This is a genomic window from Shewanella denitrificans OS217 (genome assembly GCF_000013765.1).
GTDB lineage: Bacteria > Pseudomonadota > Gammaproteobacteria > Enterobacterales > Shewanellaceae > Shewanella > Shewanella denitrificans.
In genome coordinates this window covers 2973742-2996244 of sequence record NC_007954.1, presented here as the reverse complement: position 1 = coordinate 2996244, position 22503 = coordinate 2973742, and the positions used below count along the sequence as shown (strand labels likewise).

General features: G+C 45.4%; 15 protein-coding genes and 3 tRNA genes. 15 read left to right on the top strand and 3 right to left on the bottom strand.

Annotation, left to right across the window (positions count from 1 at the left end):
* The first annotated feature begins 38 nt into the window (after positions 1-38).
* The 8 genes from SDEN_RS13005 to SDEN_RS12970 all read left to right on the top strand — a co-directional run bounded on the left by SDEN_RS13005 (position 39) and on the right by SDEN_RS12970 (position 14053).
* Positions 39-998 (top strand): permease-like protein, encoded by a 960-nt coding sequence (locus SDEN_RS13005; protein WP_011496939.1) that lies wholly within the window; start codon positions 39-41, stop codon positions 996-998.
* Positions 999-1077: 79 nt separating this feature from the next.
* Positions 1078-1839: a TSUP family transporter gene (locus SDEN_RS13000; protein WP_011496938.1), complete on the top strand. Its 762-nt coding sequence runs from the start codon at positions 1078-1080 to the stop codon at positions 1837-1839.
* A gap of 49 nt (positions 1840-1888) precedes the next feature.
* Positions 1889-3160, top strand: coding sequence for an exonuclease subunit SbcD (gene sbcD, locus SDEN_RS12995; protein ID WP_011496937.1), 1272 nt, complete (start codon positions 1889-1891; stop codon positions 3158-3160).
* A complete protein-coding gene (locus tag SDEN_RS12990) occupies positions 3157-6954 on the top strand; it encodes an SbcC/MukB-like Walker B domain-containing protein (protein ID WP_011496936.1) in 3798 nt (1265 codons plus the stop codon). The genes sbcD and SDEN_RS12990 overlap by 4 nt, the downstream gene beginning before the upstream one ends.
* Positions 6955-7119: 165 nt before the next feature.
* Positions 7120-8409, top strand: coding sequence for a peptidoglycan DD-metalloendopeptidase family protein (locus SDEN_RS12985; RefSeq protein ID WP_408640228.1), 1290 nt, complete (start codon positions 7120-7122; stop codon positions 8407-8409).
* A gap of 282 nt (positions 8410-8691) precedes the next feature.
* Positions 8692-10926 (top strand): TonB-dependent receptor domain-containing protein, encoded by a 2235-nt coding sequence (locus SDEN_RS12980; RefSeq protein ID WP_011496934.1) that lies wholly within the window; start codon positions 8692-8694, stop codon positions 10924-10926.
* A 311-nt stretch (positions 10927-11237) separates the two neighbouring features.
* Entirely contained in the window at positions 11238-13106 is a 1869-nt protein-coding gene (locus SDEN_RS12975; RefSeq protein WP_011496933.1) for a DUF885 domain-containing protein, read from the top strand.
* A gap of 98 nt (positions 13107-13204) precedes the next feature.
* A complete protein-coding gene (locus tag SDEN_RS12970) occupies positions 13205-14053 on the top strand; it encodes an acyl-CoA thioester hydrolase/BAAT C-terminal domain-containing protein (protein WP_011496932.1) in 849 nt (282 codons plus the stop codon).
* Positions 14054-14095: 42 nt separating this feature from the next.
* Here the strand turns inward: SDEN_RS12970 and SDEN_RS12965 are convergent, their stop codons facing one another.
* Both SDEN_RS12965 and SDEN_RS12960 read right to left on the bottom strand, forming a co-directional pair.
* Positions 14096-14836, bottom strand: coding sequence for a UDP-2,3-diacylglucosamine diphosphatase (locus tag SDEN_RS12965; RefSeq protein WP_011496931.1), 741 nt, complete (start codon positions 14834-14836; stop codon positions 14096-14098).
* A 19-nt stretch (positions 14837-14855) separates the two neighbouring features.
* Entirely contained in the window at positions 14856-15350 is a 495-nt protein-coding gene (locus tag SDEN_RS12960; RefSeq protein ID WP_011496930.1) for a peptidylprolyl isomerase, read from the bottom strand.
* A gap of 154 nt (positions 15351-15504) precedes the next feature.
* Between SDEN_RS12960 and cysS the strand changes: the two genes are divergently transcribed.
* Entirely contained in the window at positions 15505-16884 is a 1380-nt protein-coding gene (cysS, locus tag SDEN_RS12955) for a cysteine--tRNA ligase (RefSeq protein WP_011496929.1), read from the top strand.
* A gap of 151 nt (positions 16885-17035) precedes the next feature.
* Here cysS and folD read toward each other — a convergent pair whose 3' ends face one another.
* A complete protein-coding gene (gene folD, locus SDEN_RS12950) occupies positions 17036-17896 on the bottom strand; it encodes a bifunctional methylenetetrahydrofolate dehydrogenase/methenyltetrahydrofolate cyclohydrolase FolD (protein WP_011496928.1) in 861 nt (286 codons plus the stop codon).
* Between the two features lie 547 nt (positions 17897-18443).
* Here folD and SDEN_RS12945 point away from each other — a divergent pair.
* The 6 genes from SDEN_RS12945 (at position 18444) to clpX (ending at position 22484) form a co-directional block, all read left to right on the top strand.
* Positions 18444-18520: transfer RNA gene (locus SDEN_RS12945), tRNA-Pro, on the top strand.
* Positions 18521-18648: 128 nt separating this feature from the next.
* Positions 18649-18725, top strand: a tRNA-Arg gene (locus SDEN_RS12940).
* Between the two features lie 9 nt (positions 18726-18734).
* Positions 18735-18810, top strand: a tRNA-His gene (locus tag SDEN_RS12935).
* 283 nt (positions 18811-19093) lie between these two features.
* Positions 19094-20398 carry a trigger factor gene (gene tig, locus SDEN_RS12930; RefSeq protein ID WP_011496927.1) on the top strand — a complete coding sequence of 435 codons (1305 nt, stop codon included), beginning with the start codon at positions 19094-19096 and terminating at the stop codon, positions 20396-20398.
* Positions 20399-20489: 91 nt separating this feature from the next.
* Positions 20490-21101, top strand: coding sequence for an ATP-dependent Clp endopeptidase proteolytic subunit ClpP (gene clpP / locus SDEN_RS12925; protein ID WP_011496926.1), 612 nt, complete (start codon positions 20490-20492; stop codon positions 21099-21101).
* A 102-nt stretch (positions 21102-21203) separates the two neighbouring features.
* Complete coding sequence (clpX, locus tag SDEN_RS12920; RefSeq protein ID WP_011496925.1) at positions 21204-22484, top strand: ATP-dependent protease ATP-binding subunit ClpX; 1281 nt, start codon at positions 21204-21206, stop codon at positions 22482-22484.
* Positions 22485-22503: the final 19 nt, after the last annotated feature.

Here is a 22503-nt window from a genome sequence, read left to right as displayed (position 1 = left end):
TCGAGATTTACTTTTTTTGCACAAGGATGGCAAAACTCATGGCACACTTCTTCATCATAACCGCAAATCTCATCTGGGGCGGTTTACCTATTTATTTCTATTTTTTCACCGATACATCGCCGCTATTTATGCTCGCCATGCAGATAGTGTTTACTTGGCTGGTCTTGCAGCTAGTGTTCAGTGGCGACCCCAAAGTCAAACCAAACAACCAAGGGCAAGCACAGCCCAAAGCCCAACTCGGTCTTAAGAGCTGGCTTACCTATATACCGTCGACCTGTTTTATTGGTGCTAACTGGGGCGTTTATGCGTTAACTGTGCAAAGTGGTCATGCGTTAGAAGCCAGTTACGCTTATTTAATTACGCCTATCCTGTTTGCCATAGTGGATTATTTATTGCCTGCCAATCGCCGCAACATGACATTGCTAGTCTTGATGCTTGCAGCCCTTGGACTTATTGCCGTGGATGCGGTCATAGAGCAAGTGCTGCCTATCGCGGGGATTTTTATTGGCGCTTGTTTTACTGCTTATATTCTTTGGCATCGAAGCCAATCGCTAGAGCCTATCACGGCGCTGAAACGTGAAACTACCCTGTTATTACCTTTTGCCCTGTTGATCTTGTTTATTGTGCTAGAGCCTAATGCCCATTGGGAGGCATTAAGTCAATTGCAATTGTGGCTACTGCCTTTAATCGGTATCTTAACGTGCTTGCCATTAGGTCTGTTTATACTGGGCAGTAAGCAAGTGTCTTTTAGTCAGATTTCCCTGTATCAATTTATCTCGCCGCTCGTGGGTACCTTAGTGGCAGTAGAATTGTTTCAAGAAAGCTTTAGTCTTTCAAAAATGCTGGTTTATGGAGGGCTTATCGGTATTTTGTGTTTGAACTTGCACCTTACCCGTCGCCAATTGGCAGCCCAAAGCACATTGGCTAAAAAGGTATTAGACAATAAAGGAGAGTTGATGAGTCACTCTGCCAAGGTTGATGGTTTGAGCTTGAAGTAATATCTTCCCTAAGCGCTTTGAGTTTTAAGTAAAAACAGGGTCTAATATCAGGCTTAATCAGCTTAATATAAGTCAAAGCATGTTTGAATTAACAGTGGAAATGGCGGCAGTGCTGTTTAGCGTCGCCATCTTAGCGGGATTTATCGACTCTATCGCCGGTGGCGGTGGTTTATTGACCATTCCGGCGCTCTTGTGGGCAGGGCTCCCCCCCGCAGCAGCCCTTGGTACCAATAAGCTGCAATCCTGTGGCGGCAGTTTCTTCGCCAGTTGGTACTTTATTCGTAAAGGTATGGTGGATGTCCGCAAGATAAAGTTATCCCTCGCATGTGCATTTGTTGGCGCGTCATTGGGCACTATTGGCGTGCAGATGATAGATGCCAGTGTACTGGAGACCTTGTTGCCTTTTCTTATTCTTGCTATCGGTGGCTATTTCCTATTTTCTAAGAAAATCTCAGAAAATGACCGTCACCAAGTCATCACCCCCACAGTGTTTGCTTTCACCGCCGCTCTCGGAATAGGTTTTTATGACGGTTTTTTTGGCCCAGGTACGGGGAGTTTCTTGGCGTTAGCTTTTGTATCACTGGCAGGTTTTGGCTTAGCTAAGGCTACCGCCCATGCCAAATTACTGAATTTTGCCACCAATGTGGCATCGCTGATTTTCTTCGCCATTGGTGGCCAGGTTGTGTTAGTCCTAGGCCTTATCATGTTAGTGGGGCAAGCCATAGGTGCAACTTTAGGGTCCCGTTTGGTGGTGACTAAGGGGGTGAGTATTATCAAGCCCTTGGTGGTATTTATGTCCTTGGTGATGAGTATTAAGTTGCTCTTTAGCCAGTATTTTTAATCAGTTTTTTTGATCATAATTTTTAGTAATTAATATAAGAGCAAGCGATATGCGCATTATCCATACATCTGACTGGCACCTTGGGCAAAACTTTTATGGCAAGAGCCGGGCAAGGGAACACAGGGCCTTTATGGACTGGCTGCTGGAGCAAATTGCACTGCACCAAGTAGATGCGCTTATTATTGCCGGTGATGTGTTCGATACCGGTACGCCGCCAAGTTATGCTCGCGCCCTTTATAATCAATTCATAGTGCAGATGCAGCAAAGTGAGTGTCAGCTGATTATTTTGGGTGGCAATCACGACTCTGTCTCCACTTTAAGTGAATCTAAAGAGTTATTAGCTTGCCTCAATGCTCGGGTAATACCAGGGGCTTTTGATAACATCAGCGAGCATGTGTTTGAACTTAACAATCGCAAAGGGGAGGTGGGCGCTATCATTTGTGCGCTGCCTTATTTGCGTCCAAGGGACATGATGCTCAGCCAGGCAGGCCAATCAGCAACGGACAAACAGCAACAGTTAGCTAATGCCATTGCCGCGCTTTATCAAGATAGTTTTGCCATTGCCCAAAGCATTCAGGCAAAGCAACAAGCGCCAGTGCCTATCATTGCCACAGGTCATTTAACCACGGTCGGGGCATCAACTTCAGAGTCGGTACGAGAAATCTATATCGGCAGTCTCGATGCCTTCAATGCCAACCTTTTTCCTGCTGCGGATTATATTGCCCTTGGGCATATTCACAGGCCACAGAAAATCGCTAAAACAGAGCATATACGCTACAGCGGCTCGCCGATCCCGTTGAGTTTTGATGAACTCAATGGTGACAAAAGCGTATTTTTAGTTGAGTTTGATGGCATATCCCCAACCGTCACTGGACTCGTCGTGCCAAAGTTTCAGCCCCTTGCCGTAATAAAGGGCGATTTAGCGCATATAGAGACGCAAATTAATCGACTCGCAGCAGATGAAGCCATTGAAGAGAGTGGCAATCAGTTAAACCACAACACTTGGTTAAGTGTGGAGGTGAGTGAGCAAGATTATTTGTCTGACTTACAGACTCGTATAGGCGAGCTTATTGACGGCAAACCATTGGAAGTGTTGCAGTTAAAAAGGGCTCGAACGGCAAGGAGCGCGCAGATTGAGCGAGTTGATAACGAAATTCTCGCCGAATTATCTGTGACTGAAGTCTTTGAGCGGCGTCTCGCACAAGAGGAGTGGTCAAGCGATGACCAGCTGAAAAAGCGTGGCCGAATTCAAGCTCAGTTTCAGCAAGTATTAGCCAGCGTCGAAGAGTCGCTAATTCAAGGCGTGGAGGACAAAGAATGAAAATCCTTAGCCTGCGCTTTAAAAACATTAACTCCCTTAAAGATGAGTGGAAAATTGATTTTACCCTGTCGCCATTCAAAGAAAATGGCTTGTTTGCCATCACGGGCCCCACGGGCAGCGGTAAAACCACCATTTTAGATGCCATCTGTTTAGCCTTGTATCACAGAACGCCAAGACTGAGTGTGATTTCTAAATCCACCAATGAGCTGATGACCCGTGGTACAGGTAGCGCCTTAGCCGAAGTGGAGTTTGAAGTAAAAGGCAAGGCTTATCGCGCCTTTTGGAGTCAGCGCCGTTCTCGAGATCTTGCCGATGGCAACCTGCAAGATGCACAGGTTGAGCTTGCTGAACTCGAGTCTGGGGTGATTCTTGCCAGTCAAATCAAACAAAAAACAGAGTTGGTCGAGTCTATTACCGGGCTTGATTTTGCGCGATTCACCCGCTCTATGCTGTTATCTCAAGGGGATTTTGCTGCCTTTTTAAATGCCAGTGCCAACGAGCGAGCCGAGCTACTCGAAGAATTGACCGGCACTGAGATCTACAGCTTAATCTCGGAGCGGGTGCATCTTGAGTTTGGCGAACAAAAACATCGTCTTAACCTGCTAAAAGTGCAATTGGATAGCGTTAAGTTGTTAAGTGCAGAAGAGCGTGAAGCAAAGCTTGCTAGCGCTTTGGCGTTAAAAGAGACTCTGGCACAGAAACAGCAGCAGTTACTAGCCTTAGTTGATTGCCTTACATGGTGTGATGCCATGCAGGCACAAACGCAGCTGGTAGAGCAAAGCGAGCAGGGGCTTCAGGCTGCAGAAGAGGCCATTAGGGATGAAAAAAATCAGTTACAACGCCTAGCAGACAGTGAACCTGCGCAGGGATTAGCGCCATTGTTTGAGAGAAAACAGCAACTCAGCCAGCAGCATCAAGCCCTTGATAAACAGGTCGCGGAGCTTGGGCAGCAATTAGTGAGCGCACAGCAAACCCTAAAAGAGCTGAGTGAGCAGCAAAGCGCGGCGGCTACAGCACTTATTGTTGAAAAACAGGCGCAGCAAGCCCTCCATCATTTAATAGACACCCAGGTTCAGCCCTTAGAGCAAAAGCTGGCCCAGAGCCGATTTAAATTAACTCAGTGCCAACAAGCCCTTGATAAATCTCGCACCACTGAGGATGAATTAAATCATGAGCTATCGGCGGTTCAAGCTCGCAAGCAGGATTTAACCCTTGAAATTAAAGAGCTTTCAACATTGCTTAGTCAATATCCCCAAGGGCAAGCCCTCGGTGAGCAGTTAAGCGGTTGGAAGACGCAAGTCGCGCAGTTAATTGAACTTGAACAGCAGCGCGGTGAGCTTGATATTCAGCAAAGGCAGTTGCAGCAATCCTCTACGCTGTGCAAACAAAACCTTGAGACTAACCAGCAGCAATTAACGCAAGCCCAGCAGGTACAAATTAATGCCAGTCATTTGCTGGCAGCAACGACAGCGCAGATAAATGAATTGCTCAGTGGCCGTGAGATACATCAGCTGCAACAAGAGTATCAGCAGTGTCTCGATAGCCAGCATGGGCGCAGTGAGCTGGCAAAAACATTCGAGCAATATCGCAAGTTGTACGCCACTTGGCTTGAGTTAACCCAAAAAGCGGCTGATGACGCTTTGCAAACGATTGAGTTAACCAGCGAGCTTGCTAAGGTGCGCCTGCAATGGCGTGATAAAAATCAGCAAGTGAAAGATGTCACAGGGCTTTTGTCTCAGGAGAAACACATTAGCTCTCTCGACGCTGAGCGGGCTAAATTGCAACCCGGCGAGCCTTGCGCCCTGTGTGGCTCAATTGAGCACCCTTTAGTGAGTGAATATCAAGGCATCAATGTTTCTGACACTGAGCAGCGTCAGCAAAAGCTACTACAAGAATTAGAGCAATTAAAACTTGCAGGTGAGGGGCTTAATTTAGCGCTATCTAAGCTTGAGCTGTCTTGGGAGCACACACAGCAGCAATTAACTCACTGCATCAGCGAGCAACAAGAGTTACGTAATCATTGGCACGCTTTATTCGCACAACTTGGGCTTTCTCTAAATGAGTTTGCCCTGCCAGCACCGTGGCGTAGAGCAAGTGATGGTGATAAAGCAAGCATCAATCCTGGAGTCAATGAAGCTGCCTATTTAGAGGCTCTTGAGAGTCAATTACGATCTTTTATTGTTAAGGCAACTGAGGAACAACACAAGCTCAGTGAGTGCATAACTCAGCTTTCAGGTATGCAGAACCAAGAGGCGACTGAGCTTAAAGCGTTGCAGCAAGCAGAGGCTCAGGCTCAAAGGCTAGTCTCAGCGCGAGACGTACTCAGCGCGGAGCAGTGCAATATCACTCAGGGCATTGAGGAGCAAATTCGCCGAATTAACAGGCTTGAAGAGCAGCAACAGATGCTGATCCAAAACCTAAACACTGAATGTGGCCAATTTGGCGTTACTTTACCAGCACGGGAGAGCAGCGCTTCTGAATATCAACACTGGTTAAATGAGCTCAGTGCTAATTTACAACAGTGGCGCTTGGCGCAGCAGCAATTAATCCTAAAACAGCAACAGTTAGAGGTTTTACAGCAAAGTAGCAGCAGTATTTCCCAGCAGCTTAATAAGAACCGCACTCAAATTGAGACTGATAAGCAGCAGTTGATGACCATAGAAGCTGAACTTAAGGCGCTGAATGCCGAGCGGTTTGACTGCTTTGGTGACAAAGATATAGAGCATGAAAAAGACCAAGCAGAAATTAACAAACAGCAAGCCGAAAACGTAAATGCAGCACTTGTCAGCAAGCAGCTGGAAGCCAGTACGCTAGAAAACACCATCAAGACGCGTTTAGATAGCTTGAATGAACAGCTCACTCACCTTGTGACAAGCTTAACTGAGCATCAACAACATTGGCAAAATGCCTTAGATGCTAGCCCGTTTAGTGATGAAGCAAGCTTTAGCGCCGCTTGTTTAAGTCAGGCGGACAGGCAAGCTCTGCAGACGCTGAAAAATGAGCTTGATACTCGCTTGCATCAACAGCAAGCTCTGGCGCAACAAGCCAAGCTTGGGCTGGAAAAGTTACAACAACGAGGGCTGGCGGCAGAGTATCAGCTGTCATTGGCGCCAGCTCTTCGTATAGAGCATGGCGAGCTTGAGCAATTGCAGCAGCAATTGACACAGGAGTTGTGGCAGATAGAACGCGTTTTAACAGAGGATAGCGAGCAACAAGCGGCGCAAGGCTCCTTGGTGAGTCAGCTTGAGGCTGCGAAACAGTCCTATGATGATATGGCGTATTTGCATGCCCTTATTGGCTCGCAAAAGGGCGATAAATTCCGTAAGTTCGCCCAAGGGCTCACACTCGATCACCTTGTGGCACTGGCTAACCGACAGCTTGGGCGTTTGCATGGGCGCTATTTATTAGAGCGCAAAGGCAGTGATGCCTTGGAATTACAAGTGATTGATACCTGGCAAGGGGATGCGCTAAGGGATACCCGTACGCTTTCAGGGGGAGAGAGCTTTTTGGTGAGTTTAGCCTTGGCCTTAGCGTTATCAGATCTGGTCAGTCATAAAACCAGTATTGACTCACTCTTTTTAGATGAAGGCTTTGGTACCTTAGACAGTGAAACCTTAGACATGGCCCTCGATGCCTTAGATAACTTGAATGCCTCAGGTAAGATGATTGGGGTGATAAGCCATATCGAAGCCATGAAGGAACGCATTGATGTACAGATAAAAGTAAATAAAATGAATGGCCTAGGTATTAGTCGATTACAGAGTCAATACCAATATCAAGCAGTTTTAGAATGATGTGAATCAAAAAAGTAACAAAATATGTGCTAGCGCAGACTAGATTAAGATAAATTTAGTTTGTGTTAGTGATTTTTTTTGATATAAATGAGCAGGAAATTTTTTCAAGTAGTGCAAATGTACTAAGCATATCATCAATAAAAATAATAATAGGTGGATTAGACATTGCTAACAGAGAGACTTATGGCGTTAAACTTGCCAAGAGCAAGTTTGCAAAACTTGCCAAATTTTCACAAAAAAGTATTGATGGCCAGCGTTTTTTTTATGGGTGCAGCCCTATTATGGCCATCTGAACAAAGCTTCTCCCCAGAACGTATTCCCGTCGCCTTAGACATTGAATCCCTATTACCGGATCTGAGCACTGGGCCTGTCACTAAAGTTGCAGCTAAACGTCAACCTTTGTTCGAACATGTCATAGAAACTGGCGATACCTTAAGTAAATTGTTTGAGCAAGCGGGCATAGATCAGAAGACCATGTATAAGGTGTTGGAGGCGGATTACAGCGTCTTGGCGTTCGATACCTTATTGCCGGGCAACCGTATTCAGTTTTGGCAGGATAAAAACGGCGATCTGACTAAACTAGAATTGTATTTTAATCCTGCCCATCAAGTGGTATTCACGCGTTTCGATGATGGCAGTTTTAATGCCGAAGAAGTGATCCGCGAAGGGGTATGGCAAAACCGTGTGGTTGGCGGTGAGATCAATGGCTCATTCTATGTGTCGGCTAAACGCGCGGGTTTAAGCGCTACTGATATCCAAAAAGTTGAATCTTTACTGAAAAATAAACTGAACTTCTCTCGTGATTTACGCGCAGGCGATACTTTCTCAATACTGATGAACGATCAATTTGTCCAAGGTGAAGCCACGGGCAGTAGCCGTTTAGAAGGCATAGAAATTGTTAATGGTCGTCGCAATATTACCGCTTTTCAGCATATCGATGGCAACTATTATGATGAAGAAGGTTCTGGCTTAGCCAAGGCATTCCAACGAATTCCACTGAATAAAAAAGTACGCCTAACATCACGTTTCAACCCTAAGCGTAAAAATCCTGTGACCGGCAGAGTTTCACCTCACAATGGTACCGACTTTGCTACCCCCATTGGCACTAGCGTCGTGGCGCCAGGGGATGGCGTGGTAACCTTAGTCACTAAGCACAGGTATGCGGGCAACTACATAGTGATAGAGCATGACAACAAGGTGCGTACTCGTTATTTGCATCTATCAAAGTTCTTAGTAAGAAAAGGCCAGCGAGTCACTCGTGGTCAAGTGATTGCATTGTCTGGCAATACAGGACGTTCAACCGGCCCACACCTTCATTATGAATTTCATGTCAATGGCCGCCCGGTCGATGTAATGAAAGTGGATATACCAGAAGCATCGACCTTACCGAACAAGTCTTTAGAGCAATTTAGAGCCTTGGTTAAGAGCCGCAAGATGATGATGCAGCTGGGATAGCTCGCAAGCAAACTGGTTTGAGTCAGTAACTGGTTTTAGTAATAAATATATCCCTTAGAGGCCTATGCTTCTAAGGGATTTTTTATATCATTAATCTTTACAAAGTATTTAACTGATAATCATTCTCATTGTTATTCTGGCCCATTATAATGCCGGCTTCTTTTCGTTGTTATACCACTGCAGTTGACTGCGCTAATCGCTCTGTCTGTGCTTTCGGAGCAGAAGACCGTTAGTCGAAATGCTGATGCTGTCTTGCAGTGGTGTCAAATAAGGACCTGCAACATGAGTCACCCAGATCTACTCTCCCGTCAAAATCACAATGTAAGCCCCAGTACCCTCGGCCTTACATTAGCCTGTATTCTTGGCAGTTTTCCCTGCCAAGTGTTAGCCGGTAATGTGCTTGGCGTCCCTAAAGTCACCGGAATTGAAGTCATTGAAGTCAGCGGTATTCAACATCGCCGCCCGATGGCAATTGTCACCCCAGGGGAAGCGCTTATTACAATGGAGCAGCTGGAGGAAATGCAGGCTTCGAGCTTTGCAGAAGTTATCGATGATATGGCAGGTGCACATATTGATGGTGGTACTCGTAGTGGCGGTGAGCGGATAAATATTTGGGGCTTTGGCGAGACAGAGGACTTAAATGTCTATGTGGATAATGCGCCAGTGGGCTTTGAGCAATATCGCTACGGTTCATTCTTTATTGACCCTGATTTACTCAAGCAAGTGGAAGTGATTAAAGGTGCCCATGATGTACGCTCGGGTAACGGGGGTTTTGGTGGCGCGATTTACGCTGTCACTAAGTCTGCGAGTGATTTTCTTAAACACGATCAAAGCTTTGGTTCTAGAGTCAAAGCCAGTTATGCCAGCAACAATGAAACAAAAGGTTATACCGCAACTAGCTATGCAACATTTAGCCCTGAGTTATCGGCTTTACTGCATATTACAGGAAAAGAAGCTGATGACACTGAGCTTGCTACTGGCGAGGCTTATGCATATTCAGGTTTCGAGCAGCAAAATTATCTCGGGAAACTGGATTTCGAGCAGGGCGACCATCAACTAGCATTGAGCTTTACTCGCTACCTTGATGAAGGCCGTAAGCCTTGGGCGAATCGCCGTGGTGCCATGCCGACTATTTCAGATTACAACATTAAGAAATACGGCTCTTACGAGCAAGCCTTATACGCCACCACATCTGATAATACATACAGAGAAAACACGTGGTCAGCCAATTATCGCTATTCCCCCAGTAACCCGCTGATCGATACTCAAGTAGCCATTTCTCATTCGAGCAATGACCGTCACTGGATCCGACCTGATATTGCATGGGAAAAAATGTTTGTTTCAGTGGGCAGTTTTGGCCATGAATCTTGGCTGGAATATAAACGTGACTTTGTCGATATCAATAACCTTAGTCGTTTTGGCAATCACGAGCTAATCACAGGGCTACAGTACCGCAGTCTAGATCGAAACTCCTTAGTGTTTAATAAAAGTTATCAGAAAAAGGCAGAGAAAAACTTTGGCTTATACACGCCTTATTATCAGCCAAGTGGCCGCCAAGATACTTATGCTGCGTATATTCAAGATAGGATCAGTCTCACCGATGAGCTGACCATCAAACCTTCACTGAGGTACGATTATATCTACAGCGTGGGCCGAGAAAACTTAGCATCAGATTATAACGATCTCGCCGCCGGTCATGATTACAGTGCAACTGACCACAGTGGCTGGTCACCTCGATTTGGACTTGAATATCGGTTATCGACAAACCACCAACTTAGTTTTGATTATGCCTACAGTTTAATGGCGCCAGTAGTGGATGAAATCTATGCTGTCCAATACGCCAAGGCCAGTATCACAGCAACCAGCCCAGAGGTAGAGCTTGAACGGCTACATGCTTATAAACTGGGATTAACATCATCATTTAGTGACCTTTTCGCCGCCCAAGATCGACTGGCGACCCAAGTTACCCTATTTGCTAATCACGGCGAAAATGATATTGCTCAGCGACGAGGAGAAAATTCAGATAAATCACTGCCATTGCAGTCAAATTATACCAATCTGGATGGATATAAAATGCACGGTGTGGACATTGAGGCCCAGTATCGTGTTGCACGTTTCTTTAGCGATCTGGCCGCATCTTGGCAAGCAGGTACTCATAATGGCAGCCTGAGAGACAGCCAAGGGGATGATGAGTATTTAGCCAATATTGCTCCGCTTGATATCAAATTACGCCTAGGTTATTACCTGACTGACGAATTGTCATTGGCTTGGCAAGGGGCTTGGTACGATGCGCAAGATAAGGTGCCTAGCGAGGACTTATTTAATAGTGAATTACCCAGTGATAACTACTTCTTGCAGCACGCTACGCTTGCGTATGAACCGCAAGGCTCTTTGAGTGGATTGACACTGAGATTGATGCTTAAAAACATCACAAATGTACAAGTGACGCCTTTCTTGTCTGATGGCATTCCTGCTGCAGGTCGCGATGTGCGCTTAAGCGCGGCCTATAGCTTTTAAAAACCGCCAAGTGTGAAGCACGTGCGCGTTATCATAATCATGGCATTATTATTCCGAGCTGAGGTTAGATTCGTTTTAATCATTAACTGATTTTAGTAATAAATACACCCCTTAGAGGCCTATGCTTCTAAGGTTTTTTTTATGTTATTTCATCAGGATGCCTTAATACTGATGGTATTACATTTTGTTACTAGACCTTTTTGTTAATGTTAGCTTCTTGTTGTAACCTGCGGATTGGGATTGAAAACATCTTATTGATTTCCCGCTTAATTTGGATAGGGATTTACCACTGATAATATTAAGGACTAAGCATGTTGAAGAAAACACTCAAATGGATTGGTGCAGGCACGTTGGGGCTAGCGACTGTTACCGCGGGATTTGCCGCTCATGAATGGTATGCGGATAAACCGTTTATGTTTAGGGCCTTTTTAGACAGAGAAATGGTTAAAGTCGCTTTTAGCGATCCTGAAACCCTCACTTCACTGGGTTTTTTAGAGTCGGTAGGCATAACGGGCCATAATGCCCATCTTGATGATGAAGCGCCTGAGCGAACCGAAGAGATGTTTGCTCATTTAAAGCAGATCCGTGAAGGCCTTGAACAGTACAGTGATGCAAGCCTATCCCAAGAGCAATTGATGACTAAAAATGTCGCCATGTATCTGCTGAATATGGCTGAGAAGGCCGAGGTGTTCCAATATCATACGTATCCTGCCAATCAGCTTTTTGGTATTCAAAATCAATTCCCAAGTTTCATGGAATCATCCCACCAGGTACACAGCGTCGAGGATGCACAGAATTATCTTTCACGTTTAGGGGAGCTTGAGCGTAAATTTAGCCAGCAATTAATTGGCCTTAAACTGCGGGAAGAGAAAGGCATTATTCCGCCGTTATTTGTAATTGAACGTGTGCTCGATGAGATGCGCGCCTTTGTGGCCACCCCGCCACTTGAAAATATTCTCTATGCTTCATTGGATAAAAAACTCAATGAGTCAGAAGATATAACCCAAGAACAGCGCCAAAGCTTATTGTCCCAAACTGAAATTGCTATCAATGAGCAAATATACCCAGCCTATGGCCTGTTGATTGATTATTTTGATGGCCTTAAAACTAAGGCGGGAAATGATGATGGTTACTGGCGCCTACCTCAAGGCGCAGAGGCTTATAAGTTTGCTTTAAAATTCTTTACCACCACAGATTACAGCCCAGAATACATACATAATTTAGGTTTACAGGAGGTGGAGAGAATTCAAGCTGAAATGCTAACTATTTTTAAACAGCAGGGAGTTAACATTGACTCTGGCTACTTGGCTGCTATGGACGCTTTCTCGGCAAAGCCTGAATATTATTATGAGGATTCAGATGCAGGGCGCGCGCAAATTCTTATTGATTATCAAACTATTTTAGATGAAATCGATAAAGGTCTAACAAGTGCTTTCAATATACGTCCAGAAGCGGGCATGGAAGTGGTGCGTATTCCTGAGTTTAAAGAAAAAACCTCACCGGGTGCTTATTATCAGCCACCAGCCCTTGATGGCAGTCGTCCAGGGCGTTTTTTTGCCAATCTTTACGATGTGAAAACTACACCAAAATTTGGCATGCGCACCTTGGCTTATCATGAAGGGATCCCAGGGCACCACTTTCAAGTGACCATCGCCATGGAGCTTGAGGGCATGCCACTCATTCGCCGCTTCGCGCCATTTACTGCGTACAGTGAAGGTTGGGCACTCTATGCCGAACGGGTAGCGTTTGAGCAAGGTTTTCAGTCAAAACCTGAAGATAATATTGGCAGGCTTAGCGCAGAACTCTTTCGTGCGGTGCGGTTAGTGGTTGATACAGGTATACATCACAAACGCTGGACTCGAGCCGAAGCTATAGACTATATGGCGAGCCACACAGGTATGGCAGAGCGGGATGTGGTGGCAGAAATTGAGCGTTATATTGTTATGCCTGGTCAAGCCACGGCTTATAAAGTGGGCATGATAAAAATTCTTGAGCTACGTCAAAAAGCCATGGATAAACTGGGGGATAAGTTTGATATTCGTGAGTTTCATGATGCTGTGCTTAAAAATGGTGCCATGCCGCTAGATTTGCTCGAACAAGTCATCGACAGCTACATTGCCAATACAAGCACTGAAGCTGCAGGTTCAGCTGTGGCCTTAAAAGAGACCAGCAATCTGTAATACTAATATGGTGGGCATAAGTTTGCTGGCAGTTATTGCCAGCAAACAATTGACTTATGATTTAGTAATACTCTGATTTTATTTGGAATATAAAAATTATGTTGAGAAAAAGCCTTATCCTGGTATTAACTGGTGCTTTGACTGGATTGTTCTCGTCAATTAGTCAGGGGGCTGAAACACTCAGTGTTGCAACAGATGCGATAGCCGCCGACTTTTACCCCGCAACCCAAGCTGGTCCTCAATATGGCGTGTTAGTGCTAGGGGGGGCAGAAGGGGGCAAGCCTGAGAGTCTCGCGAAGGCGATTGCCCATGAGGGCCACCCTGTGCTTTCGTTAGCCTATTTTAATGACAAGGGCTTGCCGCAAGAGCTAGAACAAATCCCCCTTGAGTATTTTGCCAAGGCCAAAGTCTGGCTACTCAATCAAGCCAATGTACGTCAAGATGGGCTTATCTTAGTGGGTTGGTCAAAGGGGGCCGAGTTATCCCTGTTATTGGCATCACAAGATCCACTATTTTCTAAAGTTGTCGCCATTGCGCCGAGCTCTGTAATATGGGCAGGCTTTTTAAAGGACTGGACTAAGACGCCTAGTTCGAGCTGGACCCAAGGGGGCAAAGCGTTAGATTTTGTGCCTTTTAGGCCCACAGGCGAAGTCAAAGGGCTATTGGATTTATATAGCCAATCATTACAAAACGCGAAGGCGGGTCAAGGACGTATTCCGGTTGAAAACATAAAAGGGGACGTTGTCTTGTTGACTGGCTCAAACGATGAAATATGGCCTTCCAATCTGATGGCAAAAGCGCTTTGCCAGCGAATGGATACCGCAGGCACTCAAGGTTCATGTACGCATATTAATTTTGAAGGCTTAGATCATTTACTGGGAGAGAAATTTCTCGACAGCAATGATGCTATGCATAAACAATTCATGGGTTTTTTAGAAGCAGAATAATAGCGACTTGAGCTATAGTGGATTAGGCTAAAGTAGTTTAGGTTAAAGTGGCAGTGAGTTCAGTTCGCACAAGGATGGTCCGATGCGTAATATGCTGCCTTGATCATACCAATCACCGACTACCAGACGTTGCCTGTTATTGGCAAGCTGATGAATCGCAGGTCTATGGGTGTGGCCGTGGATCATTCGGGTTGAGTGAGTTTGCTCAAGCAGTGCATCGACGGCTTGTGGCTCAACGTCCATGATTTCAGTGCTCTTATACTGATTATCTTTTTTGCTCTTGTTGCGAATGTTTTGCGCAATCTTTAAGCGTTGGGATTGAGGCAGTTGAGTGTATAACCAGCGAACCAGCTTGATGGAGCGAAAACGGCGAAACTTTTGGTAGGCTTCATCTAAGGTGCACAGACTATCACCGTGTAAAATCACAGTTTGAATGCCATAAAGTGTTGTGCAATGAACATCCGCTAAGGGCGTCATGCCTGCCCGTTGGCAAAAGTCCTTGCCCACCAGAAAGTCACGGTTACCTTGGGTGAAATACACTGGCATGCGCTGGGATACTTGCTGCAGTGCGCGCGCTATCTCTAAACTGAAAGGCTCTGCAATATCATCGCCCATCCAGACTTCAAATAAATCACCAAGGACGTACAGCGCCTCGACATTATCTAAGCCATGACTGAGAAAAGCTAAAAAAGCTTGGCTGATATCGGGGCGATCGGCACTTAAATGCAGATCGCCCACAAAGACAGTGTGCTGTTCTATCCTGGTTGCAATAGCCTGAGTCATCACTGTCTGCGCCAAAGATTTATGCCTTAACGCTGACGCTATTGATAACGATAGCTTCTAATGGCACATCTTGGTGCATACCGCGGTTACCCGTGGCAACGCCTTTGATTTGTTCTACAATTTCAATGCCTTCAACCACTTCGCCGAATACGCAATATCCCCAGCCTTGGCTGTTCTCAGCTTTAAAATCTAAGAAAGTGTTATCGCCGACATTGATGAAGAACTGGGCTGTCGCTGAATGTGGATCAGAAGTTCTGGCCATGGCAACAGTGCCTTTACGGTTAGATAAACCGTTATTGGCTTCGTTTTTAATTGCAGCACCTGGAGTCTTTTGGGTCATATCTTCAGTGAAACCGCCACCTTGGATCATGAAACCATCGATAACGCGGTGAAAAATAGTGCCATCGAAGAAACCCTCTTCAACGTATTTCATGAAGTTAGCAGCTGTGATAGGGGCTTTTTCGTCGTTAAGTTGTAGCGTAATGTCGCCAGCACTAGTGTGTAAAGTGATCATGGATAATAACCTAAATAATAACCGAGAGTGATTTCTGTGGCGCGATTCTAACTTATCTTAACTGTGGCTTAAAGTGCGGTGTTCAAAACGGCGTACATCATGCTAGACTCAGCAAAAAGTTTGCCTTTAAATTTTAGCGTAAAGAGAACTATCAATGTTGAAGATTTACAATAGCATGAGCCGCGAGAAACAAGAGTTTAAACCTATTACCCCTGGTAAAATTGGCATGTATGTTTGTGGCATAACTATTTACGATTTATGCCATATTGGCCATGGTCGTACTTTTGTATCTTTTGACATGATCGTACGTTATCTACGTTACCTAGGTTACGAAGTAAATTTTCAGCGTAATATTACCGATGTGGATGACAAGATCATCAAACGCGCCGCTGAAAATAATGAATCTTGTGATGCGTTGACTGAGCGTTTAACCGCTGAAATGCATAAAGATTTTGATGCGCTTAACATGGTCAGGCCTGATTTTGAGCCGAAAGCGACCTTGCATATGCCTGAAATCATTGAGATGGTGCAGCGGTTACTAGACCGTGGCCATGCTTATGTTGCTCCCGATGGTGACGTGTTATTCAGTGTGGCGTCCTATAAAGAGTATGGGCGTTTATCTGGGCAGAATATTGACCAACTTCAAGCGGGTGCACGCGTTGAAATTGATCATAACAAACAAAACCCGATGGATTTTGTGCTGTGGAAAATGTCAAAGCCTGGCGAGCCAACCTGGGAGTCACCTTGGGGAGCGGGTCGTCCAGGATGGCACATTGAATGTTCAGCGATGAACGGTAAGCACTTAGGTACCCATTTTGACATTCATGGCGGCGGCTCAGACTTACAGTTTCCCCATCATGAGAATGAAATCGCTCAATCTTGCTGTGCCCATGACACCCCTTATGTGAACTATTGGATGCACACAGGCATGGTGATGGTTGACCGTGAAAAAATGTCTAAGTCGTTAGGTAACTTTTTCACCATTAGGGACGTACTTAAGCATTATGATGCGCAAACCGTGCGTTACTTCTTGCTATCTGGACATTATCGCAGCCAGCTTAACTACTCTGAAGACAACCTTAAGCAGGCGCGTTCAGCACTAGAGCGTTTATACACAGCGTTCAAAGATTTGGATTTAACTGTAACCGCAGCGCCTGCCGATGAGTATGTGACTAAGTTCAAATCTGCCATGAATGATGACTTTAATACCCCAGAAGCCTATTCAGTGTTGTTTGATATGGTGCGTGAAATTAACCGCTTAAAAACCACGGACATGGGTGCCGCATCGGCCCTTGGGGTGAGCATGAAGCAGCTTGCTGATGTACTTGGGATTGTCAGTGTAGATATTGAGACCTTCTTTAAAGGCAGTGGCAGCGATGATGAAGTGGCTGAGATTGAAGCGCTGATTGTCGAGCGTAACCGTGCCCGTACTGAAAAGGACTGGGCTGCGGCCGATGTGGCGCGCGATCGTCTAAATCAGCTAGGTGTGGTGCTTGAAGACGGTGAAAATGGGACTACTTGGAAAAAGAAGTAGGCTAGAAAAAAGTCAATTAAAAAACTCGCGTTGGGCGATAATTAAGCCCTGATAAAAATGCCTGCACATTTGCAGGCATTTTTGTATTTATTTATTTTTGTTTTTCATACTGAATAACTTTTATATGGAATAATTTTGCTAAAACCAAAGGTTAGTTCACGTCGTGATAAGTTTCAGCGGCATACAAGGTGTTTTCAAGTAAACAGGCAATCGTCATTGGACCGACACCGCCAGGGACTGGCGTAATAAAGCCTGCGTGTTGTGACGCTGCATCAAATTCCACATCACCCACTAAGCTGCCATTTTCGAGGCGGTTAATGCCCACATCAATCACGATAGCGCCAGGTTTTATCCACTCACCGAGAATAAACCCAGGTTTACCAACGGCGACAACCAATAAATCTGCTTGGCGAACCTTTTGCTCGAGATTTTTGGTGAATCTGTGACAAGTGGTGGTGGTGCAACCCGCTAACAACAATTCCAAGGTCATAGGGCGGCCAACAATGTTCGAGGCGCCTACTATCGTGGCATCTAAGCCGTAGGTATCTACACCCGTGGACTTGATTAAGGTCATAATACCAAGTGGGGTACAAGGACGCAGCACGGGAATGCGCTGGGCTAATCGGCCGACATTATAAGGATGAAATCCATCGACATCTTTATCGGGGCGGATGCGCTCAATAACTTTTGAATCATCGATATGTTCAGGTAAAGGCAGCTGGACGAGAATGCCGTCGATGCTTGGGTCTTGGTTGCATTTATCAATAAGGGCGAGTAAATCGGCTTCACTGGTATTGATGTCTAAATCGAACGAACGTGATTCAAAACCCACTTCCTCGCAGGCACGGCGTTTGCTGCCAACATAAATTTTAGAGGCAGCGTCCAGTCCAACTAAGATGACCGCAAGGCCTGGCGCACGCTTACCCGCTTCAATGCGTGCGGCGACTTTTTGTTTTAATGTTGAGCGAATAGTTTGGGCTATCGCTTTGCCATCAATGAGTTGTGCTGTCATGGCTTAGGATCCTATCAGGGTAGAGAAAGCTGGGTAGAGTAAAGCACGTGGCGCTAATTAAGACATCTAGTGTCGGCGGCATCGTTGCGTGACTCTAATTTGGGCATAGGGGAAATCGGTCGTCATTCTAACAGGGGGGACTTGGGCTGTCATGGTGGATAGTGCGAATATTATATTCACGCTAGGGTGATAATCGCACTAACTCAACCTAAGCTGCTGCATTAGTAGTCAGATAGACTAAATCAATAAAAAAAGCATTGACGCTAACGGGGTGACTCGTTAAGATGCGCTCCGTTCTCGAGCTTCAAGTGCTTCTGCGATGTTGAAGTTTTAAGAAAGATTTATTGTAAAGATTTCCGGTGATTAGCGTAGTTTGGTAGCGCATCACGGCCCTTTGAAAGGGTGGAGCAGAGGGGTGCCCTCGACAGGCTCCAAATAATAAAGAAGATTTGCGGTGATTAGCGCAGTTTGGTAGCGCATCACGGCCCTTTGAAAGGGTGGAGCAGAGGGTTGCCCTCGGTAGTCTCAAAATACTAAGCAAAATTTTCGGTGATTAGCGCAGCCCGGTAGCGCATCTGCTTTGGGAGCAGAGGGTCAGAGGTTCGAATCCTCTATCACCGACCACATTTAACATTACTGCTTGTAAATTCGGTGGTAGATGTGCAAGATTTAACGTCATTAGTTAGTGTGTAATGACGGAACAAGTTTCTACTTGTTCAATGCTTGACAGGATTTGTTAAAATTTGTTCTATGCGCCCGTAGCTCAGTTGGATAGAGCACCCGCCTTCTAAGCGGGTGGTCGCAGGTTCGAATCCTGCCGGGCGTACCATTTTCAGTGGTGATTGTAGCTCAGTTGGTAGAGTCCCGGATTGTGATTCCGGTTGTCGTGGGTTCGAGCCCCATCAGTCACCCCATTATTTCATCGTGTAGCGCATTTATCGCACGATTATTAAAAAAAGCGACCTTAGGTCGCTTTTTTTATAGCCAAAATGGCCATTTTCAGGCTCGACTCTATAGAAAACGCTGGCTATAATGGCGCGTCTTGATAAGTATCAACTAAAGAACAACTCGCGCCGCTGCAAAGTTTTGGCAGTACTTAAATGTGCGTTAGTCACAATTAATCATCAAGAAACGAATAATCAATAGTTGAATTTTCGACTATTTAAAGGATGTTTAGACATATTTCGAGGTAATACAATGCAAGTTTCTGTTGAAACAACTGAAGGCCTAGGTCGTCGCCTAACTATTTCTGTTCCTGCTGAACAAATTGAAAAAATGGTAAAAGACGGTATCACACGTGAAGCTAAGCGCGCGCGTCTTCCTGGTTTCCGTCCAGGCAAGGTACCGTTAAGCGAAATTAACAAGCGTTATGGCCAAGCTATCCGTCAAGATGTGATGGGTGAAGTGATGCAACGCAACTTTATCGAAGCTATCATTGCTGAGAAATTAAACCCAGCTGGCGCACCAACCTTTATGCCTGGCAAGTCTGTGGGTGAAAGCTTTGAGTTTGTTGCTACCTTCGAAATCTATCCAGAAATTACCTTAACGGGTCTTGACACTATCGCCGTTGAACAGCCTAAAGCTGAAGTTAACGATGCCGATTTAGATGCAATGATTGAAACACTTCGTAAGCAGCATGCAACCTTTGCCGTTGTTGAGCGCGCAAGTGCTGCAGGCGACAAAGTGAAAATGAATTTTGTTGGTTCAATCGATGGTGAAGAGTTTGACGGTGGCAAGGCTGATGATTTCGAACTTGAAATCGGCAGTAACCGTATGATCCCAGGTTTTGAAACTGGTGTTACTGGCCATAAAGCCGGTGAAACCTTCGATATCGAAGTTAGCTTCCCTGAAGATTACCACGCTGAAAACTTAAAAGGTAAAGCGGCTAAATTCGCTATTACCCTCACTGAAGTTCAAGCGGCGCAATTACCAGAAGTTAACGATGAGTTCGCGACTTTGTTCGGTATCACTTCAGGCGGCGTAGACGCATTGAAAGCTGAAATCCGTAAGAACATGACCCGTGAACTTGAGCAAGCGCTTAAAGCTAACGTGAAAGAGCAAGTGATCAATGGTTTACTCGCGGCAAATGACGTGACTATTCCTAGCGCATTAATCGACGGTGAAGTTGAAGTGTTGCGTAAGCAAGCAATGCAACGTTTTGGTGGCCAGACTAAGAACATGCCTGAGCTTCCTGCTGAACTATTCACTGAACAAGCTGAGCGTCGCGTTAAAATCGGTCTATTATTAGGCGAAGTGATCAAGACTAGCGAATTAAAAGCTGAAGACTCCCGCGTTCAAGCGCTAATCGCGTCTATGGCTTCTGCTTATGAAGATCCAGCTGAAGTAGTTGCTTACTACAATAGCAATAAAGAAATGATGCAGAACATGCGTAACGTAGCCCTTGAAGAGCAAGCCGTTGAAGCGCTGCTAAAATCTGCTAAAGTCACGACTAAAGAAGTGGCTTTTGAAGAATTTATGAACAAGGCTAGTGGCCGCGCGTAAGCTTAGCTTGACTTGAACTGCGGTTCGCCATTTATAATGGCTCGTATGAGGTTCCTCATGCGGGCCATTTTTTATTTTAGGGAAGTGAATAATGCATAAAGCGCCAGAATCTGTACTCAATGCTCTTGTACCTATGGTTGTTGAACAAACCGCTAAGGGTGAACGTTCATATGATATTTATTCTCGCCTGTTAAAAGAACGGGTGATATTTTTAGTTGGCCAAGTTGAAGAGCACATGGCTAACCTTATCGTGGCCCAGTTACTGTTCCTCGAATCAGAAAGCCCAGATAAAGATATCTATCTATACATTAACTCGCCAGGTGGCTCTGTCACTGCGGGTATGGCCATTTATGACACCATGCAATTTATCAAGCCTAACGTCAGTACTGTGTGTATTGGACAAGCGGCAAGCATGGGCGCATTTTTGTTAGCTGGCGGTGCTAAGGGCAAGCGTCATTGTTTGCCTAACTCACGAGTGATGATCCATCAGCCATTAGGTGGCTTCCAAGGTCAGGCATCGGATATCGCCATTCATGCTCAAGAAATCCTGGGTATCAAGAACAAATTAAACCAAATGTTGGCCGAGCATACGGGTCAACCGCTGGAAGTTATCGAGCGTGATACTGACAGAGACAACTTCATGAGTGCAACGCAAGCAATGGATTACGGTTTAGTTGATTCGCTTTTAACTAGTCGTAGCTGATTTTTAGCCGACATTAGGCTATTGTGAAACTAGAGATAGCCTGTGTGGCTAGCAAGAATTCTGACTACAGGCAGTGTGTAGGCTGCAAATAGAGGTAGGGTAATGGGCGATAACAAAAATAACGGTGACAGCGGTAAATTGCTGTACTGCTCTTTTTGCGGAAAAAGCCAGCATGAGGTAAGAAAACTCATTGCGGGTCCTTCTGTATATGTGTGTGATGAATGTGTCGAGTTGTGTAACGACATCATTCGCGAGGAGATCAAAGAGATCTCACCTAAGCGTGATCATGATAAATTGCCTACGCCCCATGAGCTGCGTAATCATTTAGATGAGTATGTCATAGGGCAAGACAAGGCAAAAAAAGTCCTCGCGGTGGCTGTGTATAACCATTACAAACGTTTGCGTAATGGCACCACCAAAGAAGGCGTTGAACTTGGCAAGAGTAATATCTTGTTAATCGGCCCAACCGGTAGCGGTAAAACCTTACTGGCAGAAACCTTAGCCCGTTCACTGAACGTGCCATTTGCCATGGCAGATGCCACCACCTTAACCGAAGCGGGTTATGTGGGTGAAGATGTTGAAAACATCATTCAAAAGCTATTGCAAAAGTGCGATTACGATGTAGAAAAAGCTCAGCGCGGTATCGTCTATATCGATGAAATCGATAAAATCAGCCGTAAGTCTGACAATCCATCCATTACTCGTGATGTGTCGGGTGAAGGCGTGCAGCAAGCTTTACTTAAGCTGATTGAAGGTACTGTAGCTTCTGTGCCTCCACAAGGTGGTCGTAAGCATCCTCAGCAAGAGTTTTTACAGGTTGATACCTCTAAAATCTTATTTATCTGTGGCGGTGCATTCGCAGGTCTTGAGAAAGTGATAGAACAGCGGGCGCACACAGGTACTGGCATAGGTTTTGGCGCAGAAGTGAAGGGCGAGCAAGATAAAGCCACAATTTCACAAATCTTAGGTCAAGTAGAACCTGAAGATTTAGTGAAATACGGTCTTATCCCTGAGTTTATTGGTCGTCTACCTGTTGTGGCTACCTTAACTGAATTGGATGAATCAGCTTTGATACAGATTTTGTCTCAACCAAAGAATGCCTTAACTAAGCAGTATGGCGCCTTATTTGAGATGGAAAATGTCGAGCTTGAATTCCGCGAAGATGCCCTTAAAGCTATCGCGAAAAAAGCCATGAGCCGTAAAACCGGTGCCCGTGGTCTGCGTTCAATCGTAGAAGGTATTTTACTTGATACCATGTACGATTTGCCGACAGTCAAAGGTGTGGTGAAAGCCGTTATCGATGAGTCAGTGGTTAAAGGCGAGTCAGATCCCATTCTTATTTATGAGAATAACGACACTAAAGCGGCTTCAGGCGAACAATAATTGTTCTATTAGCTAATAA